This window comes from Flavihumibacter sp. ZG627, assembly GCF_000814325.1.
Classification (GTDB): Bacteria; Bacteroidota; Bacteroidia; order Chitinophagales; family Chitinophagaceae; genus Flavihumibacter.
Genome location: NZ_JPHF01000005.1, coordinates 46,091 through 61,759 on the forward strand (window position 1 = coordinate 46,091; position 15,669 = coordinate 61,759).

Here is a 15,669-nt window from a genome sequence, read left to right on the forward strand (position 1 = left end):
CCCTCTTAATTTGAGTTGAATGGGGGATTTGATGATCCAAAAAGAATATGAGGAGGCCAGGCAGGGCGAGGCATTTGCTCCCTTTGCCATGGACCCGAACCGCTATAAAAAGCATTTCTATATTGAAAGTTATGGCTGTGCCATGAACTTCGCAGACAGCGAGGTGGTGGCGTCTATCCTTAATGAATATGGTTATGGAGCTACCCGGAATGCAGAAGAGGCTGACCTGGTTTTACTCAATACCTGTTCTGTAAGGGAGAAGGCAGAGCAGACGGTACGAAAGCGACTTACAGAATTTAAAAAAGCCAAGAGAGCGAGGCCGGGTATGCTGGTAGGTGTACTCGGATGCATGGCAGAGCGGCTTAAATCAAAGCTGCTGGAGGAAGAAAAACTGGTGGATATGGTAGTTGGTCCGGATGCCTACCGAACACTTCCCGCCCTTATTGAAGAAGCCGGCACGGGCCAGAAAGCGGTGAATGTAATGCTGAGTCGCGATGAAACCTATGGCGATATCTCACCTGTGCGCTTGAACAGCAATGGCATTACTGCATTCGTAAGCATTACCCGTGGCTGTAATAATATGTGTTCTTTCTGCGTGGTGCCATTTACCAGGGGCCGGGAAAGAAGCCGGGACGCGGAAAGTATCGTGGCTGAATGCAGAAATCTTTTCGAAGAAGGTTACAAGGAAGTGACGTTACTTGGGCAGAATGTTGACAGCTATTATTATGTGAACGAGCAGATGGATGCTCCCGTCACCTTTGCCTTGCTACTTGAAAGGGTGGCTCTGATATCGCCCCAGCTAAGGGTTCGATTCTCCACTTCCCATCCAAAAGATATCACGGATGAAGTTTTGTATACCATGGCGCGTCATGAGAATATCTGCCGTTATATCCACTTGCCTGTACAGAGTGGAAGTTCGCGCATGTTGCAGCTCATGAACCGCACCTATACCCGCGAATGGTATATGGCAAAAGTTGACCGCATCAGGGAGGTCATGCCTGATTGTGGAATCTCTTCAGATGTTATAGCCGGATTTTGTACAGAAACGGAGGAGGACCACCAGGATACACTTTCTATCATGGAGTATAGCAAGTATGATTTCTCTTATATGTATTTCTATAGTGAGCGGCCCGGAACTCTTGCTGCACGACGTTTTGAGGATGATATTCCGGAAGCTGTGAAGAAAAGACGCTTGCAGGAAATTGTTGACCTTCAGGGCAGGCTTAGCAGGGAAAGCAACCTGAGAGACCTGGGCAAATCATTCAAGGTGTTGATAGAAGGAGAAAGCAAAAAAAGTGACCAGCAATGGATGGGAAGGACCAGTCATAATAAAGTGGTGGTATTCCCGAAAGCGGGTGATTTGCAAGCAGGCGATTATGCATGGGTGAAAGTATCCGAGTGCACCCAGGCGACTTTACTCGGAGAATTGATCGTTAACTGAACTATAGACCTTCTGACGAATAAACATGGAGATTCAAAGTATAAAAAACAGGTTTGGCATAATAGGCAATTCCCCTGCCCTCAACCATGCGCTTAATGTAGCAGCCCAGGTGGCGAACACTGATCTCACTGTGCTGATCGTGGGGGAAAGCGGTGTAGGTAAAGAAGCATTTTCGCAGATCATACATGCACTTTCTGCCAGGAAACATAATCCCTTTATAGCAGTAAACTGTGGTGCCATCCCTGAGGGCACAATTGACTCTGAGTTATTTGGACACGAGAAAGGCGCTTTCACTGGTGCAGTGGATAGCAGAAAGGGATATTTCGAAACAGTGAACGGGGGAACTATTTTCCTTGATGAGATCGGTGAACTCCCAATCGGTACCCAGGCCAGGCTTCTCAGAGTATTGGAAGCAGGTGAATTCATCCGTGTGGGATCATCAAAAGTGCAGAAGACAGATGTTCGGGTTATTGCTGCAACAAACAAAGACCTGCTGGAATTTACACAGAACGGAAAATTCAGGGAAGACCTTTATTATCGTCTGAGTACAGTACCAATCAGGGTTCCGTCACTGCGAGACAGGAAGGAGGATATTCCTCTCCTCTTCAGAAAGTTTGCAGTTGATTTTGCGGAACGATATAAAACCGCACCTGTACAACTGGATGATGATGCGAGGCAGATCCTGGTAAATTATCCCTGGCCCGGCAATGTTAGGGAACTGAAAAATATTGCAGACCAGATCTCTGTATTGTCAACTGATAAGATCATCAGCGCGCAGGGGCTTCGCCGTTTTCTGCCGGAGACCAACCAGAATCGATTACCCATGCTCGTTAATAGTCCCATGCACGGCAACAAGCAGGAATTCGGCAATGAAAGGGAACTATTATACAAGCTCTTTTTCGATATGAAAAAGGACGTAACAGAATTAAAAAAGATGTTTGTAGAGATACTCCAGAATCCGGGAGAGGCTTCTGCTGCAGTGGCATACACCAAGGAAAGCCTGATGCGTGAATATCCCATGAATATGGAGATACAACAACCGGCCACAGCCGTATTGCCCTCCTCTTATGTACAACCGGCAGTTCAGCAGCCGGCCATGATCATGCCACATGATGATATCTATGCACATGAGGAGGTGGAAGAGTCGCTGAATATTATGGATAAGGAAAAGGAGTTGATAGAAAAAGCACTTAAAAAGCATAAAGGAAAAAGAAAAGACGCCGCCTCTGACCTGGGCATCAGTGAAAGAACGCTCTACAGAAAACTAAAAGAATATGATATCAATGACTAGATTGCTCACTATACTGATGGCATCCATATTCTTATTAAGTGGCTGTTATTCATTCCGCGATATCTCTATTCCCCCGGAGGTTAAGACGGTTCGAATCAATTTCATTGAAAATAAAGCCCGCTATATTAATCCATTGCTTAGTCCGCAGCTTACAGACAAACTTCGTCAGAAAGTAAACAACCAGACTAAGCTCACGCAGATCCAGGGAGAAGAGGCGCATTATGATATCAGTGCCACCATAACTGATTACTCTCTTACTACTTCAGGTATTTCAGATAAGCAGGCCGCGAGCAACCGTTTGAATGTAACAGTTCATATTATATTTAAGAACAGGCTGGATGAGAAGAAAGATTTTGAGGCAGATATAACCCGCAATTTTGATTTTAATGCCAGCCTGAGTTTACCCCAGGCAGAAACGCAACTGAGTGAAACAATAGTGAACAACCTCAGTGATGAAATTTTCAACCGTATTTTCTCCAACTGGTAATAAGCCAGTATATTGCCCTGCCAGTTAAATGGAATTGAATAAAACCATACAACATTTTTTCCACCAGCCGCATCTGGATGTGGTTGATATTGATGAGATCCGTCGGGCAACCGAACGTTATCCCTATGTGGGAGCACTTCAACTGTTGTTACTGAAAAAGCAGCAACAACTGAAATTGAGTCAAACAGATGATCAATATGCAAAGGCCGCATTATTTGTTCCCAATATTTACCAGATCGATAGTGTTTTAAGGGATCGACCGGTTCATGAAAATTTTACATCTCCTTTTGTAAGGGAGTTAGTGCCAGTACAGGAAAAGGAGGAACCAAAGGTTGAACCGGAGCGAAGTACAGTTGAGCCGGGGTATGAAATTGAGAACGCGCAATCGCATTCTGAGGAGGTAGAGGAAGTTCAAGTCAAAGAGCTGGAGCAATTATTGGAAATGGAGCCAATAAAAGAAGATGAAACCGAAATTGCCCCAGAGCCATATTTAGAGGAAGGCAAGGAATCAGAGGAGTTTTCTAAGGAACAGCATGATGATACCCCCGAACCACCGCTGCGCACCGACCTTCTTCGGATGGAATCCCCTATCCCCATCCCTTCGTTGCGTGATATTAGTCCCCGAACCGACGAGATGCCGGTGTTTGAGCCTTATCACACAATAGATTATTTCGCCTCACAGGGTATCAAATTGGGCCAGGACGTCAAGCCTGGGGATAAGCTGGGAAAACAGCTGAAAAGTTTCACTGAGTGGATACGCACAATGAAAAGGCTTCCCAATACTGAAATGGAGCAACAGCTGCTTGATACCAGCAATGGTGAGAATATAGTTGCCATGGCTGCAGGATCCGTTGAAATGAAGGAAGTTGTGACAGAAACCATGGCGGAGGTATTGTTAAAACAGGGAAATAAGGCCCGGGCCATCGATATATATCGCAAATTAAGTTTGGCTTATCCCGACAAATCCGCTTATTTTGCGGCACGAATTGAAAATATAAAACATAGATAAGATGACAATTCTTTTCCTGATATTAGTAATACTGGCTAGTGTGATACTGGGGTTTATTATTCTCGTACAGAATCCCAAGGGCGGCGGACTGGCAGGAAGTGTTGCGGGGCTCAGTAATCAGTTCATGGGTGTAAAGCAAACTACTGATGTACTTGAAAAAGGGACCTGGATCTTTGCAACCGTTGTTGCTTTGCTTTGCCTTTTCAGTGCCATGTTTATTCCGAAGACCACTGCCAGCAACAACAATCTGCTTGAGCAATTGAATACAAAGCCAGCAGCAACTGCACCTGCGCAAACACCTCCTGCGCAGAATGCACAACCCCTAATTCCGGCTCCTGCTACAACAGATACTACAAAATAATAATCTGATAAGCTTAGTTATAAAGACCCTGCCAGTGGCAGGGTTTTTTCTTTATTTTACAAAGCAATCGAAGATCCATGAAAAGAATCCTTTTGATAATTCTGTTATTAGTAGTGCTGGCCGCATCAATTGGTGCCTGGAAAGTTTTAGGCCCTGCAACGGGATTCACCGCAAAAACATATTATCTCGAGATACCTACTGGCAGTAGCAATGAGCAGGTACTTGAAATAATTAGGAAAGATACCGTTGTTAAGAATCCATCTTTATTCGGGGTTATTGCTTCGCAGCTTGATTACCCTGAAAGTGTTAAGGCGGGGCGTTATTCCATCCCTGCAAACAGCAGCATGCTCAGTATTATCCGCAAGCTTAGAAACGGGCAGCAGGATGCTGTGAACCTGGTGATCACAAAACTTCGAACCAAAGAAGACCTTGCCTCTCTCGCAGCCCGAAAGCTGGAATTTGATTCCACCGCCATGATCAGTTTCCTGAATAATAATGATTCGCTTAAAGCATATGGGTTAGATAGTAATACCGTGATGACAGGAGTGATGCCAGATACTTATACTTATTTCTGGAATACAACTCCATCAAAGGTGATAGCCAAGATCATGCGATCCAGGGAAAGCTTTTGGAATGAGGAGCGCAAACAGCAAGCCACAGGTTTGAAACTTAGTCCAGAGCAGGTAGTTATCCTTGCCTCCATTGTGGAAGAGGAGACAAACAAAAATGATGAAAAAGATACTATAGCCAGCGTTTATATTAACAGGCTCAACAAAGGGATGCGGCTTGGTGCAGACCCAACCGTAAAATTCGCACTCCGTGATTTCGGGCTTAAGCGCATATACAACAAGCATCTTGCGGTTGAATCACCATATAATACTTATAGGGTGGCTGGTTTGCCACCAGGCCCAATTTGCACCCCTCAAAAAGTGACAATTGATGCTGTTCTGAGGGCACCACAAACAAATTACCTTTTCTTTGTAGCAAGGCCCGATTTCTCAGGTTATCATGTGTTTGCCGAAAATTATAATCAACACCTGCAGTATGCGAAGGCATATCAATCGGCATTGGATACATATATGAAGAAAAAGAATCAACCTGAAGATACCGGTAATAACGGCAAATGATCAAACTGGAACGCATCATACTCGAAAGCGCGCCGATGCGCTTCCTGACGAGCAAAAGCAAGCAGATATCCCTACCGGGATTTGAAGGCCTGCCCCTTTATGATGTGATCGTGTTTTTTTTGCAGCAGGTTAAAAAAGTGGGATTGAATGACAGGGCTGCGGCCATTTCATTTAATCTGCTGATGGCGATACCTGCTGCTACAATATTTCTCTGTACCCTTATCCCCTATATGCCATTCTCCAAACAGATTACGGCAGAACTATTGTTGTTAACCCACGACCTCACCCCTAACCAGACCACCTACGTGATGGTGAAAGATTTTTTGGTGGACTTCCTGGAAACACCACGCTCCGGACTGCTTTCACTCGGTTTTTTTATAGCAGTGTTTTATGCCTCAAACGCGGTGCTGGGCATAATGAGAACTTTTAATAAATCACTTCTCTATGCTACCAGCAGGAATTTTCTTTTAAGCAGATGGGTGGCAGTGAAGATCACTACCATTCTTATTTTAATGATTTTCATTGTTATCATACTGTTGATAGCACAGGGCACTTTCCTGCATTGGATTCTTGATAAACTGGATATTAATACGCCGCTTGTTTCCTGGCTTGTGGCTAATCTTCGCTGGGTGTTTATTGTGGCTCTTGTATATTATAGTATAGCAATCATTTACAAGTATGTTCCGGCTATACATGAACGTTGGCAGCTCTCCTCCCCTGGCACCATCCTCGCAACCGGTCTGATCATCCTTACAGTACTGATTTTTTCCTTTTGGGTGAATACTTTCGGAAGCTTTAACAAAGTATATGGCTCTATCGGAACAATAATGATCCTGATGGTGCTTATCGATTTTAGCGCGCTGGTACTGCTTATTGGATATGAACTCAACGTTAGTATCCATTCACTGAAGATGATGGCGGCTGAAAGAGCCCGTAAAGAAGCTCTTGAGCAGAAGGAATCTTAAAAATTTTAACGAACTTTAGAATGGATCCCTAACGGGATTGCGGTATTTATTAAAAAAAAGGACATGAAAAAATTACTGATGCTTGCCGCAATTGCTATTTCTGCTTTTGCATTCACTATGCAACAGGGTTCATTGCCCATTGGATCAGATATTCCCAAAGCGGATATTAAAATGAAGGATGTTTCGGGAAAGATCCTTTCCCTTGCTGATATAAAAACGCCCAATGGGTTACTTGTAATGTTCAGTTGCAATACTTGTCCATACGTTTTAAAAAACCAGGAGCGCACCCGCGGGATCAGCAAATATGCACTGGAAAAAAATATTGGTGTGATCCTTTTGAATTCCAATGAAGGTGATCGTTCCAAAGCTGATTCTTACAATGCTATGCAAGCCTATGCAAAAAAGCAAGGGTATAACTGGCCTTATGCCATTGATAGTAATAATGAGTTGGCAGACGCATTCGGTGCAGCAAGAACTCCAGAGGTTTTTCTGTTTAACGGGGATGGAAAACTGGTATATCATGGGGCCATTGATGATAGTCCCGCCGATGAATCTAAAATTTCGCGTATACATCTTCGTGAAGCCATCAACGAAACTATTGCAGGGAAAGACGTTTCAGTAAAGGAAACGAGATCAGTGGGTTGTGGCATTAAGAGGAAAAGCTGATTTCTTATTTTGTTAACAGGTCAAATGCTTCAATAACCTGGAGTTGCGTCATGGGGCGCCCAACAAACCTTCGGTAAGCACGGTTATTATTAACAAATAAAGTAACCGGCATTGCACCTTGCCAGGAAGGGTGGATGCGTGGGCAGAAATCATCTGCATTGGTCTCATTCAACCAGAACTGGGTAGCGCCAAGAAAGTTTCTTTTTTTCAGGAAGGATTCTACTTTTGCCGGGTAAAAGTCAGGCAGATCAAGGCTAACAAGCACCATTTCCACTGAATCATTTTTGGCAGCTGATTCAAGGAAATAAGGGATCTCCTCTATACAAGGCTTGCAGAAACTGGCCCAGAAATTGACCACCATTGGTTTATTGCTGTTGCGTATATAATTGTCAAGCTCATTAATGGAAATTTTCTTTACCATCTGGGCTTTGCTACAAACAGATGCAAAGAAGAATAAGAATAAAAGCGCGACCTGTTTCATGATCGCAATTTAAGAGAATCAATATTTACGTATAAACATTTAACAATATGGGGAAGAAAATACTACTGATCATGGCCATCATATTGGGAACCATGCTGGCATTTGCAGCAGCCGTCCCCTTTTTGTTTGGGGACAAACTTAAGATGATCGCCGAAAAAGAGCTAAACGAACAACTAACTGCAAAGTCTACATTCAAAGATGTTTCTATATCACTTTTTCGCAACTTCCCAAAGGTTAGTGTTGGCCTTGAAAAGTTGTATATAGGTGGGCCTGGTAACTTTTCCTCCGATACCCTACTGGTTGCGGACAGGGTGGATATTGCCATAAACCTTTTCAGTCTTTTGGGTTCAGGTCCGGTAAAAGTTAATAACGTCGTATTCAACAAACCTTCCATTCACCTGATGGTTAATGAAATGGGAAAGGTTAACTGGGATATAATTAAGTCTACTGAAGAAACCGGAGCAGCAGATTCTTCAGCTTCAGAAGTTTCTGTTGAACTAAATCGCTATGAGCTTATTGACGGAAAGTTGCGTTATGATGATGTTCAGGCTGACATGTATATGGACCTCTCTCATCTTAACCATAAAGGAAGTGGAAATTTTACAGCCGATAATTTTCTTTTGGAAACGGCTACCACTGCTGGAGAAGCCAGCTTTACCTATGCGGGAATACCTTACCTGGCAAGAACAAAAACCACAATTGATGCTGCTATTGATGTTAACCTTCCCCAGAACAAATACAGCTTCGCCAAAGCTAAAGCCATTATCAACGAACTAAAGATTGATGGGGATGGGTTTTTCCAGTTGGTGAACGATTCCACCTATAATATGGATATCGTTTTCAAAACCCCTTCCAATGAATTCAGGGATATACTTTCACTGGTACCAGCGATCTACCAAAAAGATTTCAAGGATCTTACAACAAAAGGGACAGCAGCTTTTGAAGGGTTTGTAAGAGGAATATATGCACCTGGGAAAATTCCCGCATATTCAGTGAATGCCATTATAAAAGATGGATTCTTTCAATATCCGGATCTTCCAAAACCAGTAAAGGATATTAACCTCCAGTTGAAGGCCACTAACGTAGATGGTCAACCAGATAATACCATAATTGATATAAGCAATGCAACCCTGAAATTTGGGGAAGAGCCTTTCAGTTTTCGGGTGCTCTATAAAAATCCTGAAACGATACAGTTTATTGATGCTGCTGCCAAAGGAAATCTTGACCTGGGTACAATCGGACAGTTTGTTAAACTGGAAGAGGGTACGAAACTGTCGGGCCAGGTAAAGGCCGACATTTCCGGAAAGGGAAACCTGAATGTTGTATTAAAACAACAGAGAGGACCCTTCCAGGCAAATGGCTTCTTTGAATTGAGTAATCTGCTATATGCCTCAAGGGAATTTCCTCAACCGATCCGGAATACGAGTGCAACAATATTAGTAAGCAATACAGATGGCATTGCCGATAATACTGTGGTGAAAATTCCTGCAGGGCATGCAGAATTCGGTACAGATAAAATAGATTTCAGCCTGCTGCTTACTCACCCTGCCACTGATCCAAATTTTGATGTAAGTGCAAAAGGGGGCTTCCAACTCGACCGTGCGAAGCAGTTTTACACTTTCGAACCCGGCACTAGTATAGATGGCCATCTCGATGCGGATATTCGCATCCGGGGAAAGAAATCCTATGTTGACCAGGAGAAATATGATGCCATACAATCATCGGGTAAAGTAGTAGTTAAGGACCTCATCTACAAGACCCCCGAATACCAGGATGGTTTTTTGTTGAAAAATGCTGTGTTAACCCTGGCTCCAAAGGATATTGAGATAAGTAATGCGAATGGAAATTTTATGCAAACCAACTTTAATGGCAATGGAAAAATTCATAATGCCATAGGCTATGCACTTAAGGATGAACCATTGAGCGGTACAATGAATCTGAAGGCGGGGAAAGTTGATCTTAATAAATGGATGGGTACAACACCTGCCGGCACCAAAACATCGCAAGCTACAACGAAACCATTTGAAGTGCCAGCCAATATCCGTTTCAACATTAGTACTGATATTGATGAAGTGGTATATGATAATGTTTCTTACAAAGCAGTAAAGGGGGGACTTACAATTGCCAACGAAACCATAAGCTTAGATAATCTCACTATGCAGGCACTTGATGGTACAATGAATCTTAATGGTTCCTATTCCACGCGCCTGAATAAGGCCAAACCAGCGATCAGACTGGCTTTCCAGCTTTCAAACCTGGATGTGCAAAAAACCTTTAACGCTTTTAATACAGTCAAGTTCCTGATGCCGATAGGTGAATTCATAACCGGAAAATTAAGTTCGGGACTCACAGTTTACGGAATACTTGGGGAGGAAATGATGCCGGATCTTGGGTCACTCTCAGGTAATGGGATGATCTTGTTAATAGAAGGATTTCTGAGCAAATTCAAGCCTCTGGAAGTTCTTGCGGATAAGCTTAAGATTGAGTCACTGCAGAATATAAGTTTCAAAGATGTAAAACAATATTTTGAATTCGTGAATGGGAAGGTTCTTGTAAAGCCCTTCACGGTTAAGGTAAAAGACATAGACATGGAAATCGGAGGGATGCACGGTTTTGACCAGTCACTTGAATATATTATCAATCTCAAAGTACCGCGCTCCAAACTTGGAACTGGTGCGAACCAGGTGGTTGATGGCCTTGTAGGTGAATTGACCAAAAAAGGAATTCCCGTTAAACTTGGAGAAACAGTAAACCTTAAGGTCAAAATGGGTGGCAGTATTAAAAGTCCAACCCTAAGTTATAATCTCCAGGATGCCACAGAGAGCCTGGCTACGGAAATGAAAGACCTTGTGCGTGATCTGGCCATGGAGCAGAAAGTAAAAGCTGACAGTGCCCTTGGGGTGGCCAAACAGGCGGCAAAGGATTCGCTGGAAGCAATCCGTGAGAAAGCGGTACAGGAGGCGAAGAAAAAAGTGAAGGAACAGATATTTGGCCGGGATAGCACCTCTGCAAAAGATACACTTATGGCCAGAGATACCAGCAGCGGACAGGCTCCGAAAAAAGCTTCAGATGCTGCAAAAGGCCTTATAAAGGACATCCTCAGAAAGAAAAAGCCGGCTGTAGACACAACCCAAAAACAGCAATAGTGCCTTTTTTGGCTTTTCTCCCCTATTTTTGCCCACTCTAAAATTTTTGTTAACAAGTATCTATTATGGACAAATTGTTTTACCTGGTCCCTGCAATGGGTGTCATCGGCTTGCTGTACACCTTTGTGAAGTTTGCATGGGTTTCCAAACAGGATGCTGGCAATGACCGCATGAAAGAGATCAGCACTTATATTGCTGAAGGTGCCATGGCCTTTCTTAAAGCAGAGTGGAAGATCCTCGGTTATTTCGTTGTGATCGTTTCAATCCTGTTAGGCTTCATGGCAAGCCGTAATGAACATTCACACTGGACAATTGCACTGGCATTTATTGTTGGGGCTGTATTCAGTGCCCTGGCCGGTTATATTGGAATGCGCATTGCTACTAAAGCCAATGTACGCACTGCTCAGGCAGCACGTACCAGCCTTTCCAAAGCGCTTAACGTTTCTTTTACAGGAGGTTCGGTTATGGGATTGGGTGTTGCCGGACTGGCAGTATTGGGTCTTGGCGGACTCTTTATTGTGCTGGTTCAGTATTTCGCGCCGGGACTGGGAGCCAATGATAAATTGGTGGCCAAAGCTATTGAGGTGTTGACTGGTTTCTCGTTAGGGGCTGAATCAATTGCACTTTTCGCACGTGTGGGTGGAGGTATTTATACAAAAGCTGCAGACGTTGGTGCTGACCTTGTAGGTAAAGTAGAAGCAGGTATTCCTGAAGATGATCCCCGTAACCCGGCGACCATCGCAGATAACGTGGGTGATAATGTGGGTGATGTTGCAGGTATGGGCGCCGATCTTTTTGGTTCTTATGTTGCAACTGTACTTGCCACCATGGTACTTGGGCAGGAAACGATAGCAACTGATTCATTTGCTGGTTTCTCTCCTATCTTACTTCCCATGCTGATAGCGGGTGTTGGAATTCTCTTCTCAATTGTTGGAACATGGTTTGTCCGCATTTCTGATTCAGCCGGAATCAGTACCGACGCTGTACAGAAAGCATTGAACATGGGAAACTGGGGTTCCATCGTTTTAACTGCAATCGCGTCTTTCTTCCTTGTACAATATATCCTTCCGGATACAACCATGAGTCTTCGCGGGTTTGAGTTCAACCGAATGGATGTTTTTTATGCTATAGTAGTTGGACTGGTGGTAGGAACTTTAATGAGTATCATTACTGAATACTACACGGCTATGGGTAAACGCCCGGTGAAATCTATCATCAGGCAATCAGCAACAGGTCATGCTACCAATGTTATTGGTGGTTTGGCTGTTGGTATGGAATCTACCTTCCTTCCCATACTTGTGCTGGCATCAGGAATCTATGGAGCACATTATTTCGCCGGATTATACGGTGTTGCAATAGCAGCTGCAGGTATGATGGCTACAACAGCAATGCAACTTGCCATCGACGCATTCGGACCTATTGCAGATAACGCGGGTGGTATTGCTGAAATGAGTGAGCTGCCAAAAGAGGTTAGGGAAAAAACAGACGTACTGGATGCAGTTGGAAATACCACTGCAGCAACCGGTAAAGGATTTGCCATCGCTTCTGCCGCCCTTACTGCTCTTGCGCTTTTTGCGGCATTTGTTGGAGTAGCCGGCATCGATGGAATTGATATTTATAAGGCAGATGTACTTGCCTGCCTGTTTGTTGGTGGTATGATTCCTTTCATCTTTTCTTCCCTCGCTATCCGTGCCGTTGGTGAAGCTGCCATGGCAATGGTGGAAGAAGTACGCAGACAGTTCCGTACTATTCCTGGAATTATGGAAGGAACGGGAAAACCGGAATATGATAAATGCGTTGCCATTTCAACCGATGCATCTATTAAGAAAATGATGCTTCCCGGCGCTATTACTATCATCTCTCCTCTTATCATTGGATTTGCATTTGGTCCAGAAGCATTAGGTGGATTTCTTGCTGGTGCTACAGTGAGTGGTGTATTGATGGGAATGTTCCAGAACAATGCCGGTGGTGCATGGGATAATGCGAAAAAATCTTTTGAGAAAGGGGTCGAAATTAATGGTGAGATGTACTACAAAAAATCAGAGCCACATAAAGCATCTGTAACAGGAGACACTGTTGGAGATCCCTTTAAAGATACTTCCGGACCTTCTATGAATATCCTGATCAAGCTTATGAGTATTGTTTCTTTGGTGATAGCACCGACACTGGCCGACCTCCACAATACACGCGGAGAAGCGGTGACCGTTGCCCAGAAGATCGAGAATAAAATGGAAATTCGCGTTGATACAAATGGAAATTCTGATGCAAAAGTTCAGATCAGCGGATCAAATGCGGATGAGGCTTTAAATGGCCTGGTAAAAGCATTACAGCGTGATGGTTTCAGTAAAGACGGCAAACTGGCGGTAGCTTATAAAGGCGGACAACTGGTAGTAAACGGTACTGAGCAATCGGCTGAGGTCGTTAAGAAATATGAAAAATTTCTTGATTTAGAGGAGGAATTATCCTTTTCGATCAATGTAGATGAGAAATAACTCCTACATTTGTTTTAGAAACTAATCAGATCCAAATACCAAAAGTCCCGACGTGTCTACGCCGGGGCTTTTTTGTTTTCTATCCATCTGATTTTTCACTACAATTCTCAATGATCTTTTGCCAGCACTGATCTAGCGATTTCTATTTCATCAGGAAGGATTCCCTGCAAAGCAACGAAACGGTTTTTCGCAACCATAGGCTTTTTGTAGCATTTTATCTTATTTGACTCAATTATATTTGATATATCAACTTTGGTGGTTTCTTTTAGAAAGCAGGCATGTGGAATTTAATTTCTCTTAACTTTTGTTTACGAAAACAATCGTATATTCGAAATCAAATCACCTGCTATGGCTGCAACGAGATACATCAAACCAACTGAAAGTGAGCTGGAAATTCTACAGGTACTATGGGCTAAAGGCCTGGCCAGTGTCCGGGAAGTTCATGAAGAGTTGTCACAAACAAAAGATGTGGGATACACCACTACGCTCAAACTAATGCAGATCATGAATGAAAAAGGATTGGTAAAACGCGATGAATCTGTAAAATCACATATCTACCAGGCTGCTGTTAGTCGTGAAAAGACCCAAAAGCATTTGTTAGGAAAAATGATAGATGGACTCTTTGGTGGTTCACCTACCCAATTAATACTTCAGGCCCTGGGTAACCATAAGGCCTCTGAACAGGAATTGCAGGAGATACAGGATTTATTAAACAACCTTAAAAAGCATTAATATGCCCCATCTGCCCCAGGCATTGTATCTGGAGGCGCTGGGCTGGTCACTTCTGAACAGTTGGTGGCAATTTGGGATTCTGTGGGTATTGTATCTGTTTTTGAAATGGCTCCTACCGCTACGGTCAGCCGCAACCCGCTATAATCTGGCGAGATTACTGCTGGGCATAGGGGTCATATGGTTTGGGGTGGGATTATTACTTACATTAAGCCGGGATGCAATCCCCACTCCTACGATTTCTTTACAAAATGATGAATTGGTTCAAAACTATTTTCTATGGCGGAATAATATTTCGAAAATCCTTCCCTGGTTATCTTTCGCCTATTTGATCTGGCTGGTATTTAGTTGCTTGGGATTGTGGCGATCATTCTACCAGAATGAAATAGTTCGTTCAAAAGGATTGGAAAGAGCACCGGTTGAGTGGCGTTTGTTTCTGCAGGAAATGTGCGGACATATGCATATTCGCCGCTTTGTGGATATTAAAGTCTCTCACCGGATAGATATACCAGTTATAACCGGTTGGCTTAAGCCAATTATATTACTCCCTGTATCTCTTGCCAGCCAACTTACTCCTGACCAAGTTGAAGCCATATTGATTCATGAACTGGCACATATTAAGAGAAACGACTATTTCTGGAATGTTCTGGTAACTATTGCCGGAATGATTTTCTTTTTTAACCCATTTGCAAAGTGCCTTATTGAAATAATCAGGGAAGAAAGAGAACATGCCTGTGATGACTGGGTATTACAATTTCCTTTCATTCCCCATGATTATGCGATCGCTTTATTAAAATTGGAACAGGACCGCAATATCCGTTCTGGTTTACTATTGGGCGCAGGAGGAAATAATAAGCAATTGCTTCTGGCAAGGGTTCAAAGAATGCTTAAATTGCCAATAAAGAATTCAACAAGAAGGACTTACGTATTTATTCAAGTATTATTTCTCGCCATTTTAACGGCGGGATTAAGCATTCAACCCGTTATTAAACCAGCTGATTCATCTTCCACAATTCACAAGATGCCACTGACTATTACAAGCGTCACAAATAATCTTCCTGTAAAACCAGCATTATTGCCAGCTACCATTAATAAAAAATCTTTCTCAGCCCCACCTCGAACATTCATTGCTAAAAAGGGAGAAACAGATCTTCAGGAAAAGATTGAAAAGTCCTTTCCCGGTCACCAACAAATGGAGACCTCTTTTTTTAAAGTACCATTAGTTATTGTTAAGCATACTACTGAAAATGCAAGTATCATCGCAGTAAGAGCCGTTGAACGCATGGAGATCGACTTTACCCTAAGTTCACCACCTGAACCAATTCTTCCAGAGACAATAACCTATGGCGCACGGCTCCCTTATGTTCCGAGGAATAGTTTCCAGGCATTTGACCAAATTGATACCACCACACAATCCAATAGGATCAAGAGTGCCCGCAGCCTCAAACTTCCCGGAAGAGTGATTCATTTTTAA

At 43.3% G+C, this 15,669-nt stretch carries 13 protein-coding genes; 12 read left to right on the plus strand and 1 reads right to left on the minus strand.

Annotated features, from left to right (window positions below):
* The first annotated feature begins 31 nt into the window (after positions 1-31).
* From miaB to HY58_RS11930, 8 genes are all read left to right on the plus strand, one after another.
* Entirely contained in the window at positions 32-1,441 is a 1,410-nt protein-coding gene (miaB, locus tag HY58_RS11895) for a tRNA (N6-isopentenyl adenosine(37)-C2)-methylthiotransferase MiaB (RefSeq protein ID WP_156123673.1), read from the plus strand.
* A 25-nt stretch (positions 1,442-1,466) separates the two neighbouring features.
* Positions 1,467-2,732, plus strand: coding sequence for a sigma-54-dependent Fis family transcriptional regulator (locus HY58_RS11900; protein WP_039132222.1), 1,266 nt, complete (start codon positions 1,467-1,469; stop codon positions 2,730-2,732).
* Positions 2,725-3,219, plus strand: a complete 495-nt coding sequence (lptE, locus tag HY58_RS11905) for an LPS assembly lipoprotein LptE (protein WP_253271559.1) — start codon at positions 2,725-2,727, stop codon at positions 3,217-3,219. Before HY58_RS11900 ends, lptE begins: the two co-directional genes overlap by 8 nt.
* A 28-nt stretch (positions 3,220-3,247) precedes the next feature.
* Complete coding sequence (locus HY58_RS18910) at positions 3,248-4,228, plus strand: hypothetical protein (RefSeq protein WP_052324079.1); 981 nt, start codon at positions 3,248-3,250, stop codon at positions 4,226-4,228.
* A 1-nt stretch (position 4,229) separates the two neighbouring features.
* Positions 4,230-4,589 carry a preprotein translocase subunit SecG gene (gene secG / locus HY58_RS11915; RefSeq protein WP_039132226.1) on the plus strand — a complete coding sequence of 120 codons (360 nt, stop codon included), beginning with the start codon at positions 4,230-4,232 and terminating at the stop codon, positions 4,587-4,589.
* Positions 4,590-4,666: 77 nt separating this feature from the next.
* Positions 4,667-5,716: an endolytic transglycosylase MltG gene (gene mltG / locus HY58_RS11920; protein WP_039132229.1), complete on the plus strand. Its 1,050-nt coding sequence runs from the start codon at positions 4,667-4,669 to the stop codon at positions 5,714-5,716.
* Positions 5,713-6,681 (plus strand): YihY/virulence factor BrkB family protein, encoded by a 969-nt coding sequence (locus tag HY58_RS11925; protein ID WP_039132231.1) that lies wholly within the window; start codon positions 5,713-5,715, stop codon positions 6,679-6,681. The genes mltG and HY58_RS11925 overlap by 4 nt, the downstream gene beginning before the upstream one ends.
* Positions 6,682-6,744: 63 nt before the next feature.
* Entirely contained in the window at positions 6,745-7,347 is a 603-nt protein-coding gene (locus tag HY58_RS11930) for a thioredoxin family protein (protein ID WP_039132233.1), read from the plus strand.
* 4 nt (positions 7,348-7,351) lie between these two features.
* Here the strand turns inward: HY58_RS11930 and HY58_RS11935 are convergent, their stop codons facing one another.
* Entirely contained in the window at positions 7,352-7,828 is a 477-nt protein-coding gene (locus tag HY58_RS11935) for a TlpA disulfide reductase family protein (protein WP_039132235.1), read from the minus strand.
* Positions 7,829-7,875: 47 nt separating this feature from the next.
* Here HY58_RS11935 and HY58_RS11940 point away from each other — a divergent pair, with 47 nt between their 5' ends.
* From HY58_RS11940 to HY58_RS11955, 4 genes are all read left to right on the plus strand, one after another.
* A complete protein-coding gene (locus HY58_RS11940) occupies positions 7,876-10,974 on the plus strand; it encodes an AsmA family protein (RefSeq protein ID WP_039132237.1) in 3,099 nt (1,032 codons plus the stop codon).
* A gap of 65 nt (positions 10,975-11,039) precedes the next feature.
* The gene (locus HY58_RS11945; RefSeq protein ID WP_052324080.1) at positions 11,040-13,466 is read left to right on the plus strand and encodes a sodium-translocating pyrophosphatase; all 2,427 of its coding nucleotides are present in this window, start codon (positions 11,040-11,042) and stop codon (positions 13,464-13,466) included.
* Positions 13,467-13,814: 348 nt separating this feature from the next.
* Positions 13,815-14,198, plus strand: coding sequence for a BlaI/MecI/CopY family transcriptional regulator (locus HY58_RS11950; RefSeq protein ID WP_039132240.1), 384 nt, complete (start codon positions 13,815-13,817; stop codon positions 14,196-14,198).
* A 1-nt stretch (position 14,199) separates the two neighbouring features.
* Complete coding sequence (locus HY58_RS11955; protein WP_039132242.1) at positions 14,200-15,669, plus strand: M56 family metallopeptidase; 1,470 nt, start codon at positions 14,200-14,202, stop codon at positions 15,667-15,669.